Origin of the sequence: Streptococcus massiliensis DSM 18628, from assembly GCF_000380065.1 — a bacterium.
Classification (GTDB): domain Bacteria; phylum Bacillota; class Bacilli; order Lactobacillales; family Streptococcaceae; genus Streptococcus; species Streptococcus massiliensis.
On the sequence record NZ_KB904400.1, the window covers coordinates 1 to 16,588 of the forward strand.

The following is a 16,588-nucleotide window of genomic DNA, read 5'->3' on the forward strand; positions in this document are numbered from 1 at the left end:
AGTAAGTTTGTGATAAAATTTAATTGTTCCATAAGATTCTTTCTAATGATGGTTTGATCGCTTTTCATTATAGGTCTTATGGGACTTTTTTTCTACAACAAAATAGGCTCCATAATTCCTAAAGTGATTTTACCCACTACAGAAATTATAGAGCCAGAATACTCTTGCATTAGGGTATTCTTTTTTTCATGCAATGAATCAAGTTCTTTCAAAATATATTTCGAATTTGGAAGTTTTGAGTAAGATTTTTTTAGGTCTGAAAGGGCATTTTCATAGAGTGTTATTTCTGATTTATGTTCTTCAAAAAAAGCCGTATCAGATGGATCTTTCTTATATTCCAGATAGATTTGGCGATACAATTTTACAGTATGAACTTGTTCCATAGTATTTGATAGAGTTGAAATTTTGTTATCAATAACTTTGATTTCATCTTGTAGATTTTGTCTTTTGAATGCACTTTCTTTGATGTATTCATCAAGTTGAGAGATAGACTTAAATCCTTTTTCACGCATCAAAAGTACAGTATCGGCTGCAGTTTTTAAATTATGTTTTGTAGCCCAATACTCATAACCTTTACTTGATTTTATCTTTTCATTATTTGCAATATCTATAATATTTCCTACACGTTTTTTGACAGTATATGTTCTTTGATTAGTATTATCTAAGATACGCTCTTTTAATCTATCCTCAGTATAATCTTCTCCAATAGTCTTAGCTCTTGTAAATCGTTCTTTGTCCTTGTGCCTAAATGCAATGTGTTTTCCGTACTTAATTTCATAATCAAGGGCAGCCATTCTCTTTATAAAATCATCCCAATCGTTGGATTGTTTAATAGCTCTATCTATATCAAATTGAAGCTTACTTTTCCAAGAAGTACCTTTCTTAAATTGGTCATTTTCATACCATGACTTACCATTAGTCTTATATTTCTTTCTATAAGTTTCATAGAACTCATCAATAACAGATAGGTTGTTTTCTTTGCATAGTTTATCACTTTGATACCTAATTTGATGATAACTTCTCTTGTTGGATTGGTAGCACTTGCCTGTAACCATATTTACATTATTGAAGATGATATGGTTATGGATATGCCCTTTATCTATATGGGTAGTAAGTACGAACTCGTACTGATCCTTAAGTATTCTCTTGCAAAGTTCCATTCCGATTTGATGTGCTATTTCTGGCGTAGCTTCACCAGGCATAAATGATTGAATGAGGTGTCTTGCAAGGACAGAGCCACTCACTTTGTTATCTTCTCTTGTCTTTAGAAAAGAAGTATGAGCGGTAGAAGCGAAGCACTTATTTGTGCTTACCAATATTTTTTCATCTGTCTTTTCTTCATTTGTTATATAAGCAATAGCAAGATTAAGAGTAGATTTAATTGGATGTATCTTTGTAATTGCCATTTATATGTCATCTCCTTTATTGGTAGTTTTATTGAGCAGTAGGGAATGGATTTGCCATATCTCTTTTGATAAATGTTCAATCTGATTTTGCATATCTTTAATGTCATCGCTATAGATAGCACCAGTCGAATTAACTCGTTTAGCAATTTGATTTACGCTACTTGCGTATCGAAAAAGTAATCCTTGTATTTCCCTAAAGGGCTGTAAATCGACAACATAAATATCTGATTCAGATACCACTTTTCTTAAAAAATGGTTCATTGTTTTACACTTTGCCATCTTCATTTTCTTTTTGAAAAGTGCTTTTTCTTCTTCTGTTAAGTTTATTTTCAGCTGAATATTTCTAATTCTATTTGCCATATTTGTTACTTCCTTTCATAAAATCTGGGGTCTTAGGGTACTCCCTAACAAGCTAAAATTGATAAAAAAAGAAGCAACTCCACGAGGGGTTGCTTCATCGATTTTTCGTAAGTGGGTACACACTTACTGTGCTTGCTACAAAAGCTACAAAAGAATGATTTGTAATACAAGCGTTAAGCAAGTTTTAGATATTAAATAAATTATAACACAAAAGTAGTGGTTTTTCTACAGCTATCTTGACAAATACTGAATTTTGATTTATTATTAAATATAAATTCAGTATTGAAATAGAAAGAGGTGTGCTATGGCACAAGTATTAAAAGAGGAAGTTAGAAATAGAATACTTGAAGCAGCAAAAAAAGTATTTTATGAAAAGGACTATAGAGGTGCCAAATTAACAGAAATTGCAAAAGAAGCAGATATACCTGTGGCACTAATATATACCTATTTCAAAAACAAGGAAGTTTTGTTTGATGCAGTAGTAAGTTCAGTTTATATAAATTTCGAGTCAGCCTTTGATGAGGAGGAGTCTTTGGAAAAAGGTTCTGCTTCTGAAAGGTTTGATGAAGTCGGAGAAAATTATATTCATGAACTTTTAAAAGAGCGTAAGAAGTTAATTATTTTAATGGATAAAAGCTCAGGTACAAAGCATACAGAAGCAAAACAAAAACTCATATCGCAAATGCAGGTTCATATTGAAGTAAGTTTAAAAAGACAATCGAAACAGGAATATGATCCAATGCTTGCCCATATTTTAGCCAGTAACTTTACAGAGGGACTTCTTGAAATAGCAAGGCATTATCAAAGTGAAAAGTGGGCAAAAGATATGCTAAAACTTATTGCAAGGTGTTATTACAAGGGAGTGGAATCCCTATAATCAGCACTAAAAAACAGACTTTGTGTAATCAGCAAAGTCTTACTTTAAATCTTAATACTGAACTAAAATTCAATATTATTCAATTTTGAAAGGAGAGTTGTTCATGCCGGAAAAAGAATTAAGGAAAAAAGTGATTGGGAAAAATGGGTTATCCAATTCACTTCTTGCTTTAAAAATAGTATTTGATTTGATACCACAAATCTTACTTGTATATTTGATTAGTTCTTTAATCACAAACAATATTAACGAAGGTAATTTAAAGTATATATTCTTGGGAATCTTTATATCGTTTGTATTAAAAGGCGTGTTTTACTATTTTGCAACAAAGGTTGCTCATGAAAAAGCCTATGAAAAACTGACAGAACTTAGGTTAGATATTATCGGTCATCTAAAAAAACTGAGTTTAGGATTTTTCAAAGAACATAATACTGGGGAGCTTACCAACATTGTTCAGCATGATGTAGAGCAAGTGGAAGTATACCTTGCCCATGGTCTTCCTGAAATAATGGCAGTTACGCTTCTACCTACAATTATTTTTGTAGCTATGATTTTTGTAGACTGGCGTCTTGCTCTTGGAATGATTGCCGGAGTTCCACTTATGTATTTGGTAAAAGTTCTTTCTCAGAAAACAATGGATAAAAACTTTACGATTTACTTCAATCATGAAAACAGAATGAGAGAAGAGCTAATGGAATATGTAAAAAATATTTCTGTGATTAAGGCTTTTGCTAAAGAAGAGGAAATTAGTGAAAGAACATTAAAAACGGCAAGAGAATATATTTACTGGGTTAAAAAGAGTATGGGAGCAATCACAATTCCAATGGGACTCATTGACATATTTATGGAAATTGGAGTGGTTATTGTCATGATTTTGGGAAGCATATTTCTTTATCATGGAAATATTACAACGCCTAATTTTATCCTTGCCATTATTTTATCGTCTGCTTTTACTGCATCTATAAGTAAGACAGCTACATTGCAACATTTTTCTATTGTGTTTAAGGAAGCATTAAAGGCGATAGGAAAAGTATTAACAGTTCCACTTCCAAACAAAAAGACAGAACAAGGTTTAGAATTTGGAAACATAGAATTTAAAGATGTGAATTTTGCATACGGAAAAGATAGCTTTGAGCTAAAAAATATCAATTTAACTTTTAAGAAAAATAGCTTGAATGCCTTTGTAGGAGCAAGCGGTTGTGGAAAGAGTACGGTATCTAATTTGCTTATGGGATTTTGGGATGCAGATGAAGGACAAATACTGATAAATGAAAAAGATATAAAAGAATATAGTCAAGAAAATATCTCAATGCTGATTGGTAGTGTGCAACAAGAAGTTATCCTTTTTGATTTAAGTATTTTTGAAAATATAGCAATTGGAAAACTAAATGCAACAAAAGAAGAAGTCATAGAAGCTGCTAAAAAAGCAAGATGCCATGATTTTATTTCAGCATTGCCAAATGGATATGAAACACGAGTAGGTGAAATGGGAGTTAAGTTATCCGGTGGAGAAAAACAAAGAATCTCTATAGCAAGAATGATACTTAAAAATGCACCGATTTTAATATTAGATGAAGCAATGGCAGCTGTTGATAGTGAAAATGAAAGACTTATCGGCGAAGCAATTGACGATTTAAGCAAGGATAAAACCATCATTACAATTGCTCATCATCTAAATACGATTAGAGATTCAGACCAAATTATTGTTATGGATAAGGGTGTTGTTCTTGATGCAGGAAGCCATGAAGAGCTGATGAAAAGATGTGATTTTTATAAGGATATGGTTGAAGCACAGAACAAGGTAGATAGATGGAATTTGAAAGAGGTGGTAACAGAAAATGTTTAGAGAAATGTTAAAACTACTTACAAAAACTGGCAAGAGAGATTTGATTATATCAAGTGTATTCTTTGCCCTTTATGGACTAAGCTCCATAGCCATGATTGTTATCGTATTTTCTATACTTTTTCAGATATATGATGGGACGAGTTTAGCAAGTTTATATAAAGGTTTTATTGCAATTGGATTACTTGTAGTATTCAAAGGCATTTGTAATATGGTTGCAGATATGAAAAAACATAGTGCAGGTTTTGATATTGTTCAGCAAATCAGAGAACGCATGATTATTAAATTGAAAAAATTCAGCTTGGGATTTTATACCAACGAAAGGCTGGGCGAGATCAATACAATTTTACACAAAGATGTTGATAATATGTCCCTTGTTGTAGGACACATGTGGTCGAGAATGTTTGGTGATTTTTTGATAGGTGCGGTTGTATTTATTGGTCTTGCAAGTATTGATTTAAAACTTGCTATTCTAATGGCTGTATCTGTCCCGATTGCACTTGTCTTTCTATATCTGACAATTAAGCAATCTGAAAGAATAGAGAATCAGAATAATTCAGCACTTCTTGATATGGTTAGCTTATTTGTTGAATATGTTAGAGGAATACCTGTACTAAAGAGTTTTTCAAACAATAAGAGCTTGGATAATGAGCTTATGAATAAGACAAAAAAGTTTGGAGAAACAAGCAAAGCAGCTTCAAGATTCAAGGCAAAACAGTTATCTATATTTGGTTTTTTACTGGATATTGGATATTTAGTTCTTTTAACCTCTGGAGCAATACTTGTTATAAAGGGAAATCTCGATGTGCTTAATTTTATTATCTTTGCGGTAATTTCAAAAGAGTTTTATAAGCCGTTCGCTTCTATGGAACAACACTATATGTACTATGTTTCGGCGGTAGATAGTTACGAAAGACTTTCAAGAATTTTATATGCAGATGTAATCCCGGATAAAGTGAATGGAATTGTTCCGAAAGATAATGATATAGCTTTTGAAAACATAGATTTTTCCTATGAAAAAGATGAATTTAAAATGGAAAAATTGAGCTTTTCTATTGCTGAAAAAACAATGACAGCCTTAGTTGGAGAATCAGGTAGTGGAAAGACTACGATAACAAACTTACTTCTGAGATTTTATGATGTGCATAAAGGGGAAATTACACTCGGAGGAACTGATATAAGGGATATTCCTTATGATGAGCTTTTAGATCGTATCAGTATTGTCATGCAGAATGTTCAATTGTTTGATAACACGATTGAAGAAAATATCAGAGTAGGTAAAAAAGGAGCTACAAAAGAGGAAATCATTAAAGCTGCAAAGAAGGCAAGGATACATGATTTCATTATGAGTTTACCAAAAGGTTATGAAACTGATATTGGAGAAAATGGTGGGCTTCTTTCAGGTGGACAAAGACAAAGAATCTCTATTGCAAGGGCTTTTCTAAAAGATGCACCGATTTTAATTCTTGATGAAATGACAAGTAATGTTGATCCTGTAAATGAATCTTTGATACAAGATGCGATTACAGAACTTGCAAAGAATAGAACCGTACTTGTAGTGGCTCATCATTTAAAAACAATTCAAAAAGCTGACCAAATTCTCGTATTTCAAAAAGGAAATTTACTTGAAAAAGGAAAGCATGGCGAACTTCTTGCAAAAAATGGTTACTACACAAAATTATGGAAAGCTCAGTATGAGGTATAACCATGATTTTGCTAAAAAATGTTTATTATGAATGGGAAGATGGACGAACTGCTTTAAAAAATGTCAATCTTGAAATTGGAAAAGGTGAATTTGTTTTAATTTCAGGGAAAAGTGGAAGTGGTAAAAGCACTCTTGGAAGTGTGATGAATGGTCTTATTCCACATTATTACAAAGGCAAAATGCAGGGGGAAGCCTTTGCGTCCGGAAAAGATATAAGCAAGTTATCGCTTCATGAAATAGGGCATATTGTAGGGACTGTATTTCAAGATCCAAGAAGTCAATTTTTTACGACAACGACAGATGAAGAAATAGCTTTTGGGCTTCAAACCATCTGCAAATCAAGAGATGAAATAAAACAGAGAGTAGAAGAAGTATATGCAGAACTGGATATTGAGGAACTGAAAGGAAAATCTGTTTTTGAATTATCAAGCGGACAGAAACAAAAGATAGCTATTGCAAGTATCTATGCGATGAATCCGAAAGTTTTAATTTTAGATGAACCTTCAGCAAATTTGGATATGAAAGCAACATTTGACCTATTTTTAATTTTGGAAAAATTAAAGAAAAAAGGAACAACAGTTGTTCTAATTGAACATCGTTTGTACTATGTAAAATCTTTATTTGACCGTTTTCTTTTGGTGAAAGATGGAGAAATTGCACTGGACTTGAGTCGGGAAGAAGTTATTCATCTTGAAGGGGAGTTTTGGGATGAGAATGGACTAAGAACTCTTGAATTAGAAGAATACAGGATAAGTGAGAAGAAAGATTCATATCAATTAAAGGATGAAAGTATCAGCGGAAAAGACTTGAAATTTTGCTATTCGAATGTAGCTAAGAATGGAAAGAAGCAAAAACAGTACATTTTAAATCATCTTGATTTCAATATGGAGTGCGGAAAAGCCATTGGTCTTATCGGCTTAAATGGTACTGGGAAAACTACCTTTGCAAGAGTGCTTTCAGGACTTGAGAAGATAAAAGAGGGGACAATATGGGCGGGAAAAGATAAGTCGCTTAATCACAAAGATTTAATGGATATGTCATATTTTGTCTTTCAAGATTCAGACTATCAGTTGTTTTCGGAAAGTGTACTTGATGAAATGCTACTTGGTATTTCAAGTAAAAATAAAAAAGAAAATACCCAAAAGGCAAAGTTTATTTTGAATGTACTTGGCTTAGATAAATATATAGACAAGCATCCGTTTGCTTTATCAAGAGGAGAAAAACAAAGACTGACAATAGCTTGTGGAATGATGAAACAGGCAAAAGTTTTTATCTATGATGAACCAACATCAGGTTGTGATAAAGACTCAATGCTTTCAGTGGCAAAATTGATTGAAGAACAATTAAAAAATGGGACAACAGTTTTGGTGATAAGTCATGATTTTGAGTTTTTAGCAAACACAGTGAGCAAGCTCTGGGTAATGGGAGATGGAAAAATAGAAACTGTTTTGAATATGAGCGAAAGGAATAAATTGCTCATATTAGACAAGATGAGAGGAGGTAGAGAGCTTGGCAGATAGAAAAACCATAGATCCGAGAATAAAACTTACTCTACTTCCAATTGTTGGATTTACCAGCTTTTTTATAAGCGATACAATTTTACTTTTTGGACTGATTGTCTTTGCCTTTTTTCTGTATGCATACAGCGGTATGTGGAAAAGAGCGTTACGCTTTATCTTGTTTTTTGTGCTTTTATATTGCGTAGAGTTAGGGCTTGGAAAGTTTTGTGAAGCAAGCATCGTATTTGCAATATATATGTTTATTTACTTTGCATCAAGGATGACCTTAATTGCTATGTTTGGTGGATATATAACAAAGACTACAAGTGTAAGTGAAATGCTTGAAGCATTAAATAGAATGAAAGTACCAAGAAGCATTGGTATACCTTTTAGTGTTTTGCTTAGGTTTGTACCAACTATAAAAATAGAACTCAAGGCATTAAAAGAGAATATGAAGATTCGAGGAATCGTAACAAGTAGATTTTTCCCGTTGCTACATCCAATTAAATACATTGAATATACACTTGTTCCGCTTTTAATGAGAATGATTAAGATTTCAGATGAATTGTCAGCTTCAGCACTCATTAGAGGACTTGATAGTGATGAGAACAGGGTAACATTAACAGAATTGCGGTTTAGATGGGCAGATTTATTGATTGGACTATTAGGAGCTTTGATGATTGCTCTTGTGATAGTAATACAGAAAATTTATTAGGAGGACTTTTATGAAAAACAAATTAAATGGTCGTGATTTTATTACAATCGGAATCTTTAATGCAATTGGAATTGTCATATACATGGCGGTTGCATTTGCTATGGCAACAACAGTTATTGGAGGCTTTATTGCTTCAGGAGTTAGCTTTATGGTAGCGGCTACAGTTTATATTCTTATGGCTGTGAAAGTTAAAAAGAAGGGTGTATTTACAATATCAGGAACGCTTCTTGGTTTAATTGCATTGTCGGGAGGACATTTACCTCATGCAGTCTTTGCTGTAATTGGTGGAATTATATGTGATTTGATTATAGGAAATTATGAGAGCAAGGGACGAATGATTATTGGATATGGGACATTTGCATTAGCAGATTTTTTAGGGACAGTAATTCCTGTGATTTTATTCGGGACAGCTTCTTTTGTGGAAAGAGCATCAAAATGGAAAATGAGCGAAGCACAAATAAATGAAGCATTATCTTATTTCAAAGTTTCGTGGGCAGTAGGCTTTGGTTTGACAACTTTTGTTCTTGCTTGCATAGGAGCATTCGTTGCAACAAAGATACTCAAAAAGCATTTTGAAAAAGCAGGAGTGATTTAATCAATCTTTATTTGTGAGGGAAAAATAGATTAAATAATGGAGGTAATTGCTATGTATTATTTAGGGTCTGTTATTCATATAGAAAAAAACAATAGACCTTTTTGATACTGGTAATTATCATAAAAAATCAAATTTAAAATATAGAGAAAGAGCAAGTTTCTTTCATTTCAGAGGACTTATTATGCCTATGTGCAGGAGTCCTCCTTTTTTGTCTAAAAACGCAGACAAAAAAAGAAATGGAGGGAATAAAATGCCAAAAGAATATTACCTTTATGTCAACGGACAAAGGGTTAAAGTCAGCGAGCAGATATATAAAGTCTACTGGCGAGAAAAAGAACACGAAAAGTATTTAGAGCAGGTGGACAAGAAAAACCACTTGCTCTTTTTTTCATCATTGGATCATGACGGACACTTTGTAGATAATATTATTGATGAAAGTGTTGATGTAGAAAAGATTGTTGAAACACAGATGATGATTGAAGCAGTCAGAAATGCTATATCAAGGCTCAATGCAGAAGAAAGAGATATTATTGAACGCTTGTATTTCAATGATGAAACTTTATCAAGTGTCGCAACTGAAAAGAAAGTGAGCTATCAAGCTATACAGTGGAGAAAAAACAATATCTTGAAGAAGTTAAAGAAACTTTTGGAAGAGCTATTGGGTTAAGTACCTTGTAGTATGGGGCAGATTTTCCTTTATAAAGTGAAGGGAGATCTGTCCTCTTTAATTTTTTAGAAGATAGGAAATAAAATTCAAGATATTTAAAAGGAATTCTCTCTCTTACAGCCATTAGGCAATCGTTCTTTGACAACTGAATAGACCAAGGTGGGACGTTATCCATTTGTGGAGAATTATGACCTACGCCAAGACTTTTCTGCTGAGAAATTGGTTTAAATGAATACTGGTAAGTGCCAAGGATAAAAGAAAAAGAGCGATAAATAGGAATACATAAAGGATAGATGTGGCAATCTATCTCTGTGATGCAAATGGTGATAATGATACTTCAATAGTTTAAGCCGGCTCGTCTTAATAAGAGGCGGTGGTGAGATTCCAATGTAGCAGCCAATGCACCTACCAATGTCATAAAACTTATTATAAAAATAGTGAGGTTAAGACTATGAATAAGAAAAAAGAAGTTAAGAAAGATAAGGATAAGAAGCAAATAGCAGATGATTATTCTAAGAAAATAACCTACTCTACAAGCGAAAGTGAAAAGCTTGATTTACTTGATATTGTTGAGATGTATCTATGTAAATCTTGTGTCAGAATTTGAGGGGCTGACAAAGAGAAATAGGGTGCGGTAAAATATAGGTGGTAGAAGTAATCTTCCGAAATGACTATTTGCCAAAATATCATTTTAGGAGGATTGTTATGAGAAATACTGCGTGTATGTATCTTCGTCTTTCAAGAGAAGATGGAGATAGCAATGAAAGTAACTCTATTTCAAATCAAAGACAAATAATCAAATCTTACGCTAAAGAAAAGAACATAGATCTATCTTATGAATATGTAGATGATGGATATAGTGGTTCTAATTTTGAGCGTCCAAATTTCAAGAATATGATTGATGACCTGAATAAAGGAAAGTTTTCTATCATTATGGTAAAAGACTTATCTCGTTTTGGCAGAGATTATATTGAGTCTGGGAAATATCTGCAAAAGATATTTCCTGAAAAAGGTATTCGCTTCATATCTGTAAATGATAACTATGATAGTGATAATGCAGATGTTAGTGATACACATTTAATACTTCCAATTAGAAATTTTATCAATGACAGTTATTGTCGAGATATTTCTATGAAAGTGAAATCATCAAAAGAGGTGAAAAGGAAGAATGGCGAGTTTATTGGTTCATTTGCTCCTTTTGGATATAAGAAAGATGATAAGAACAAACATCAGCTTGTAGTTGATACAGAAGTAGCTCATATCATTGAGCGAATATTTAATATGAAAATAGAGGGTTATTCCTCAAAGGCTATTGCCGACTTTCTAAACAGTATTGGAACAGTTACACCATCAAAGCACAAGGAAAATAATGGTGATAACTTCAATACTGGTTTTGTTGTGAAAAAAGCAAAGTGGGATGCTAAGATGGTAAACCGTATTATTTCAAATAAGGTTTATATTGGTGTCCTGGAACAAGGAAAAACCACAAAGTTAAATTATAAATCAAAGCATGAAGTGGATGTTTCAAAAGAAGACTGGATTGCAATAGAAAATGCTCATGAAAGCATAGTCTCAAAATCTATCTTTGCACTTGCAAACAAAATGCTACTTCGTGATGTGAAACAGTCTAAAGATAAGCCATATATATTATCAGGGATGCTTTATTGCAAAGATTGTGGAAGTCCTATGATTAGGCGAAAAGTAAGAGACAAGATTTTCTATATTTGCTCTGAATATAACAATGCTGGAGAGTGTTCAAGGCATAGCATAAAAGAAGATTATGTTACCCACGCAACTATTCATGCACTAAATGAATATTTATCTAAGTACAATGAGCTACTTAAAAAAGTTAGCGAAATAGATATTTCAAAGTTTACATTAAAGGTTGATTTTGAGTCATTAAATGTAGAAAAAAGAAAGTATGAAAGACTTAGACAATCTCTTTACATGGATTTAGAAGAAGAACTTATTACGACTGAGGAATTTGAACGATTTAGAAAAAATTATCTTATCAAGATTAGAGAAATTGAGAAACAAATTATTACAAAGCAAAATATCGTAGATGAACTGAAAATGAAGATAAACGATACAGGTAGTTTCGTTTCTGAGATAGTTCCTAATCCTGAAAATGGTGAACTGAATCGATTGTCTTTAGTGTCTTTTATAGATCGTATTGAGATTGGAGAGGATAATGCAATTAACTTTGTCTTCAACAATATTGAAACAGTGAATCTGCTTCAAGCGATTGTAGATAGTGATAAGGTCGAAGCTAAGGATACACATAAGGCAAGACTAATATCAATGGGCAAGTTATTTGGTGAGCATTTAGAAAGAGTTGAACCTAAGCTTGCAATTGGAGGTGTTTGTTAATGGCAAGGACTTCCAAAAGATATATAAGAAAAAGTGAAGAACAAACACAAAAAGTATTTTATAAAGCTGGAATATATACAAGATTATCCAGTGAAAGAAAAGAAGAGTGGCGTGAGAAATCATCGTCTATCGAAACACAGGTGCTTTGTTGTAAAGAGTATGCTTTAAAGGAAAATATTAAAGTCGTAAATATTTACACAGACTATGAATATAGTGGGACAAATTTTGAAAGACCACAGTTTCAGGAGATGATGCAAGATATTCGTGAAAGAAGAATTAATTGTATTATCATAAGGGACTTATCAAGACTTGGAAGAGAATATCTTGAGATGGGAAGACTCATAGACAAGGTATTTCCGTTCTTGGGAGTAAGGTTTATTTCTGTTAATGATAAGGTTGATACCGTTAAGGATTTAGACTCTAAGAAGTCATTTGAAGTAACTCTTAAGAATATCGTCAATGATATGTATGCTAAAGACATTTCTGTAAAGATAAAGACAAGTAAACATAATAGGGCAAGAAATGGATATTTTATTGGTTCTGTTCCGCCCTATGGATATAAGGTAGTGAAATTAAAAGAGGGACAGAAGTTAGAAGTTGATGAGAATGTTCGATCCATTGTTGAAGAAATGTTCCAACTAACACTTGAAGGAAAAAGCCAATATGAGGTTGCAAAGCACTTTAATACTATGGGCTATGCGACAGGAATGGTCTATTACAAAACAGGTAGAATTTATAGACAAGATGGAGATCCACAGTGGAATAAAGGTACTATTTCCAAAATGCTTACTAATAGAACTTATACAGGAACTTTGGTGCAAGGCGTTAAGCAACAAAATCTTGCAAAAGGAATGAAGCAACAATTTGTAGATGAAAGCCAGCATATTATATATGAAAATGCTCATGAACCTATTATCTCAAAAGAAGACTTTGAAAAAGTGCTGCAAGGGCGAGCAAATAGATTAAAGAACAATGCTTTTGGTGCAGAGATGCATAACTTTCAAAGAGATTATGAGAATAGATATAAGGGCTTGATTTTCAATAATGCAACAGGTAAAGAACTTTATCGAAGAACCAGAATTTATGGGATAAACCATGATAGGCTTTATTATTCTTTTCAAAACGATACTTGTACAGGCAAGATAGATAACGAAGTAAGAGTATTTATTATGGAGAGAGAGCTTGATAAAGCAATGTCTGAAAAGGTAGCAGAGTTTATTACTAAGGCTACAAGTAAGGCAAAGCTAATAGAAAGAGTTTCTAAAAGATTTTCTGAAAGCATAGGTAAACTAAACGAAGATATTTCAAAGCTTAAAATTAAGACGGAGAAGGAAGAATTCCTAATTCAAAAAGCTTATGAAGAATATAGCTTAGGCAAGATAGATAGAGAAGAATATAGCCTTAAAAGGGAGATTGTTCTTAGCCATATTGCAACAATCAATAATGAAGTTATTGCTATTGAAAAGGTTGTAAAAGACCTTGAAAGGGATAAGAAAACATCTACTAAGTGGATTAAGGACGTATTTTCGGCAAAAAAGGTTGAAAAATTACCATCTGATTTAATTCATAGCTTAGTGGAAAAGATAATTGTCTATGGCAATCATAACTTTGAAATAATCTTTAAATTTAATATGGATAGTTTGATGGGAGGTGTGGAAGATGAGTAAAATTGCACTCTATATCAGATTATCTGTAGAAGATCAGATGAAGAAGGATGAGAGCGAAAGTATCACCAATCAAAGGTATTTCCTGAATGATTTTCTTGATAGAAATGATGAATTTAAAAGTTTCCAAAGAGAAGAATATATTGATGACGGATACACAGGAACAAATGAGAAAAGACCATCTTTTCAAAGAATGCTTGAAGAAGTTAAGAATGGTAAAATCAATGCCATCATTGTAAAAGACTTATCAAGGTTTATGAGAGATTACATTTCACTTGGTGATTATCTGGAGAATATATTCCCTTTTCTTGGCATTAGGTTTATTGCAATTAATGATGGCTACGATAGTGCTAAGGAAAAAGGAAATGGAACAGACCTTGATATTCAGTTTAAAGGTTTGCTATATGACTTCTATACAAAAGATATTTCACAGAAAGTAAAGACAGTTACTACTGAACTTAAGAAGCAAGGAAAGTTTCTTGCTTGGAGTCCACCGTTTGGTTATATGAAAGATCCGGATGATAAGCACAACATCATTATCGATGAAAAGACAGCTTGGATTGTGAGGAAGGTATATGACTTAGCACTTACAGGACTTGCATCAAGAAAGATTGCAGCAGTTATGAATGAAGAGAATATACCAACACCAAACGAGCGTAAAAAAGAACTTACCAGTATGGATTACGAATATAACATAGTGTCATCAGATACAAGAGATGCACCAACATGGACAAATGGTACAGTGGTAGATATTTTATCCAATGAAAATTACACAGGCACTTATGTCTTCAATATGCAAGAAAAGTCGTTATTGACTCCTGGTAGTTTTAAATTTAATCCTAAAGAAGAATGGGGTAGAGTTTATAATCATCATGAAGCTATTATCTCAAGAGAAGAGTTTGATAAGGTTCAAGAAATTAAAGAGAAGAATAGCTTCTTAAAAGGAAAGAATACCGATTATCCTTGGAGGACAAAATCGCCATTACAAGGATTTGCAAGATGTCCTACTTGTAACCATATTCTTGGACTTACTCAATCAAAGTTTAAGCGACCAGATGGAAGTATGAGAATACACAAGTATTTTCATTGTAGGATTTGCAAGTGTAATAATGTAGAACATAAAAACTCAAGAGTTGATAAATTAGAGGAACAGGTGCTTTCGCTTATTAAAGAGAAATATGGTGAAGCAGAAGTAAAGCCCAAAGAAAAAATAAGCATTAAAGATATAGAGAAAAAGATAGAAAAGCTTCAGGCAAAAAAGATGTCTGATTTTGAAAAATATAAGCTTGGGAAAATGACAAAAGCTAAGTTTGTAGAAAGTAAAAACCAGATAGATAATGAAATTGACAGGCTGGAAGAAAAGATAAAACTATCTTCTAATGAAGCAGAAGTTGTAACAGATAATGAGCTTACACGAGAACTTATGGAAAAGTATGTTGAGTCAGTTATCTGTGAGGGTAGTATAGTTCAAAAAATCATATGGAAATAGATGCAAGAGAGAGTGAGAAATCGCTCTCTTTTTGTTGTCTAAAAATAGACAATGTATTTTGTGTCAGTCGCTTGACACGAGAGGGGTCGGGGTCACTTCTTTTGCAAGCTAAAAAGCAATTTACAGAGCATATCATTGAAGATGGTTTTTATGGACAAGAAATCAATATGACAACTTATAATCTTGCTCGAATGAATATGTTTTTGCATAACATAAACTATGATAAGTTTAATATTGAGCGGGGAAATACTCTGTTAGACCCTAAACATAAGAATGACAAGCCATTTGATGCCATTGTTTCCAATCCGCCTTATTCTATTAAATGGGTGGGAAGTGACGATCCAACTTTAATCAATGATGATCGCTTTGCTCCTGCGGGAGTTCTTGCGCCTAAATCAAAAGCTGACTTTGCCTTTATCATGCATAGTCTCAGTTACTTGTCTTCCAGAGGACGTGCGGCAATCGTTACTTTTCCGGGAATTTTCTATCGGGGAGGCGCTGAGCAGAAGATTCGCAAATATCTGGTTGATAATAACTTTGTTGAAGCGGTTATTCAATTACCTGATAATCTTTTCTTTGGGACGAGTATTGCGACCTGTATATTAGTATTAGCTAAAAATAAAACTTCAACAGACACGTTCTTTATTGATGCAAGCAAAGAATTTAAGAAAGCGACAAATAATAATATTCTGACGGAAGAAAATATTGAAACGATTTTATCTACGTTTGAGACAAAGGAAGTTAAAGAATACTTTGCAAAGTCTGTTCCTTATGAAAAGATTGTAGAAAGCGACTATAATTTATCTGTTTCCACTTATGTCGAAAAAGAAGACACTAAGGAAAAAATTGACATTGATGTTTTAAATAAAGAAATCGCAGCTACGGTTCAAAACATTGATAAACTTCGGTTAGAGATTGACAAAATCGTAGAGGAGTTGCAGCATGGACAATGACGTGATTATCTATAAGACAGAAGACGGGAAAGACTCTATTGAGCTTCATCTGGATAATGGAACCGTTTGGCTGACGCAGCAAGAGTTGGCAGAGCTCTTTCAGACCACTAAGCAAAATATCTCTAAGCATATCAAAGCGATTTTTTCAGATAAAGAATTAACAGAGGAGGCAAGAGCCTGGGACAATAGTCCCTTATCTCCAAAAAAAGCAACGGCAAATCCGTTGCTTTTTTGCATGGTTGCGATAGTCTTGGTAAAATAGAATTGCACAATAAACCATTTAGAAAGGCTATCCCATGCATATTCACTATAACACAAATCAAACAACTTTACCACTAGAAATCAGTTCTTTCTTGCCACAAGACCATCTCGTCTTTACGATTGAAAAAGTGGTGAATACTTTGGAGGATTGTCACTTCCACGCCTTCTATCATGCCTTTGGTCGCCC

14 protein-coding genes and 3 pseudogenes are annotated in these 16,588 nt (G+C 33.2%); 14 read left to right on the forward strand and 3 right to left on the reverse strand.

The window, feature by feature from the left end; all coding sequences use genetic code 11:
- Positions 1–92: 92 nt before the first annotated feature.
- Together A3I3_RS0106965 and A3I3_RS0106970 are read right to left on the reverse strand one after the other, a co-directional pair.
- Entirely contained in the window at positions 93–1,406 is a 1,314-nt protein-coding gene (locus A3I3_RS0106965) for a relaxase/mobilization nuclease domain-containing protein (RefSeq protein ID WP_018372006.1), read from the reverse strand.
- Entirely contained in the window at positions 1,407–1,766 is a 360-nt protein-coding gene (locus A3I3_RS0106970; protein WP_018372007.1) for a plasmid mobilization protein, read from the reverse strand.
- A gap of 304 nt (positions 1,767–2,070) precedes the next feature.
- Between A3I3_RS0106970 and A3I3_RS0106975 the strand changes: the two genes are divergently transcribed.
- The 13 genes and pseudogenes from A3I3_RS0106975 to A3I3_RS10215 all read left to right on the forward strand — a co-directional run.
- Positions 2,071–2,643, forward strand: a complete 573-nt coding sequence (locus A3I3_RS0106975; RefSeq protein ID WP_018372008.1) for a TetR/AcrR family transcriptional regulator — start codon at positions 2,071–2,073, stop codon at positions 2,641–2,643.
- A gap of 103 nt (positions 2,644–2,746) precedes the next feature.
- A complete protein-coding gene (locus A3I3_RS0106980) occupies positions 2,747–4,486 on the forward strand; it encodes an ABC transporter ATP-binding protein (RefSeq protein WP_018372009.1) in 1,740 nt (579 codons plus the stop codon).
- Positions 4,479–6,188 (forward strand): ABC transporter ATP-binding protein, encoded by a 1,710-nt coding sequence (locus A3I3_RS0106985; protein WP_018372010.1) that lies wholly within the window; start codon positions 4,479–4,481, stop codon positions 6,186–6,188. Before A3I3_RS0106980 ends, A3I3_RS0106985 begins: the two co-directional genes overlap by 8 nt.
- 2 nt (positions 6,189–6,190) lie before the next feature.
- Complete coding sequence (locus A3I3_RS0106990; RefSeq protein WP_018372011.1) at positions 6,191–7,708, forward strand: ABC transporter ATP-binding protein; 1,518 nt, start codon at positions 6,191–6,193, stop codon at positions 7,706–7,708.
- Positions 7,698–8,402 carry an energy-coupling factor transporter transmembrane component T gene (locus A3I3_RS0106995; protein WP_018372012.1) on the forward strand — a complete coding sequence of 235 codons (705 nt, stop codon included), beginning with the start codon at positions 7,698–7,700 and terminating at the stop codon, positions 8,400–8,402. Before A3I3_RS0106990 ends, A3I3_RS0106995 begins: the two co-directional genes overlap by 11 nt.
- Before the next feature lie 10 nt (positions 8,403–8,412).
- The gene (locus tag A3I3_RS0107000; RefSeq protein ID WP_018372013.1) at positions 8,413–8,997 is read left to right on the forward strand and encodes an MptD family putative ECF transporter S component; all 585 of its coding nucleotides are present in this window, start codon (positions 8,413–8,415) and stop codon (positions 8,995–8,997) included.
- A 250-nt stretch (positions 8,998–9,247) separates the two neighbouring features.
- On the forward strand, positions 9,248–9,664 hold the full coding sequence (locus A3I3_RS0107005) for a sigma factor-like helix-turn-helix DNA-binding protein (RefSeq protein WP_018372014.1): 417 nt from the start codon (positions 9,248–9,250) through the stop codon (positions 9,662–9,664).
- Positions 9,665–10,115: 451 nt separating this feature from the next.
- Positions 10,116–10,271 (forward strand): hypothetical protein, encoded by a 156-nt coding sequence (locus A3I3_RS10205; protein WP_001035198.1) that lies wholly within the window; start codon positions 10,116–10,118, stop codon positions 10,269–10,271.
- A 98-nt stretch (positions 10,272–10,369) separates the two neighbouring features.
- On the forward strand, positions 10,370–12,034 hold the full coding sequence (locus A3I3_RS0107015) for a recombinase family protein (RefSeq protein WP_018372016.1): 1,665 nt from the start codon (positions 10,370–10,372) through the stop codon (positions 12,032–12,034).
- On the forward strand, positions 12,034–13,701 hold the full coding sequence (locus tag A3I3_RS0107020; RefSeq protein ID WP_018372017.1) for a recombinase family protein: 1,668 nt from the start codon (positions 12,034–12,036) through the stop codon (positions 13,699–13,701). The genes A3I3_RS0107015 and A3I3_RS0107020 overlap by 1 nt, the downstream gene beginning before the upstream one ends.
- Positions 13,694–15,187 carry a recombinase family protein gene (locus tag A3I3_RS0107025; protein WP_018372018.1) on the forward strand — a complete coding sequence of 498 codons (1,494 nt, stop codon included), beginning with the start codon at positions 13,694–13,696 and terminating at the stop codon, positions 15,185–15,187. Before A3I3_RS0107020 ends, A3I3_RS0107025 begins: the two co-directional genes overlap by 8 nt.
- 83 nt (positions 15,188–15,270) lie before the next feature.
- Positions 15,271–16,140, forward strand: a pseudogene (locus tag A3I3_RS10210) (type I restriction-modification system subunit M); the annotation flags it as partial.
- Positions 16,130–16,312, forward strand: a pseudogene (locus tag A3I3_RS10215) (virulence RhuM family protein); the annotation flags it as partial. The pseudogenes A3I3_RS10210 and A3I3_RS10215, both read left to right, overlap by 11 nt.
- Here the strand turns inward: A3I3_RS10215 and A3I3_RS11140 are convergent.
- Positions 16,240–16,476 (reverse strand): hypothetical protein, encoded by a 237-nt coding sequence (locus tag A3I3_RS11140; protein ID WP_081617461.1) that lies wholly within the window; start codon positions 16,474–16,476, stop codon positions 16,240–16,242. The pseudogene A3I3_RS10215 and the gene A3I3_RS11140 sit on opposite strands and share 73 nt — an antisense overlap.
- Between A3I3_RS11140 and A3I3_RS11300 the strand changes: the two are divergent.
- A pseudogene (locus tag A3I3_RS11300) lies at positions 16,437–16,588 on the forward strand (IS1182 family transposase); the annotation flags it as partial. The gene A3I3_RS11140 and the pseudogene A3I3_RS11300 sit on opposite strands and share 40 nt — an antisense overlap.

Excerpts from the sequence above, each read along its gene's own strand:
- A3I3_RS0106970 (WP_018372007.1), bottom strand. The coding sequence starts at position 1,766 with ATGGCAAATAGAATTAGAAATATTCAGCTGAAAATAAACTTAACAGAA.
- A3I3_RS0107005 (WP_018372014.1), top strand. The coding sequence starts at position 9,248 with ATGCCAAAAGAATATTACCTTTATGTCAACGGACAAAGGGTTAAAGTC.
- A3I3_RS0107015 (WP_018372016.1), top strand. The coding sequence starts at position 10,370 with ATGAGAAATACTGCGTGTATGTATCTTCGTCTTTCAAGAGAAGATGGA.
- A3I3_RS0106990 (WP_018372011.1), top strand. The coding sequence starts at position 6,191 with ATGATTTTGCTAAAAAATGTTTATTATGAATGGGAAGATGGACGAACT.
- A3I3_RS0106980 (WP_018372009.1), top strand. The coding sequence starts at position 2,747 with ATGCCGGAAAAAGAATTAAGGAAAAAAGTGATTGGGAAAAATGGGTTA.
- A3I3_RS0107020 (WP_018372017.1), top strand. The coding sequence starts at position 12,034 with ATGGCAAGGACTTCCAAAAGATATATAAGAAAAAGTGAAGAACAAACA.
- A3I3_RS0107000 (WP_018372013.1), top strand. The coding sequence starts at position 8,413 with ATGAAAAACAAATTAAATGGTCGTGATTTTATTACAATCGGAATCTTT.
- A3I3_RS10205 (WP_001035198.1), top strand. The coding sequence starts at position 10,116 with ATGAATAAGAAAAAAGAAGTTAAGAAAGATAAGGATAAGAAGCAAATA.
- A3I3_RS0106975 (WP_018372008.1), top strand. The coding sequence starts at position 2,071 with ATGGCACAAGTATTAAAAGAGGAAGTTAGAAATAGAATACTTGAAGCA.
- A3I3_RS0107025 (WP_018372018.1), top strand. The coding sequence starts at position 13,694 with ATGAGTAAAATTGCACTCTATATCAGATTATCTGTAGAAGATCAGATG.
- A3I3_RS0106985 (WP_018372010.1), top strand. The coding sequence starts at position 4,479 with ATGTTTAGAGAAATGTTAAAACTACTTACAAAAACTGGCAAGAGAGAT.
- A3I3_RS0106965 (WP_018372006.1), bottom strand. The coding sequence starts at position 1,406 with ATGGCAATTACAAAGATACATCCAATTAAATCTACTCTTAATCTTGCT.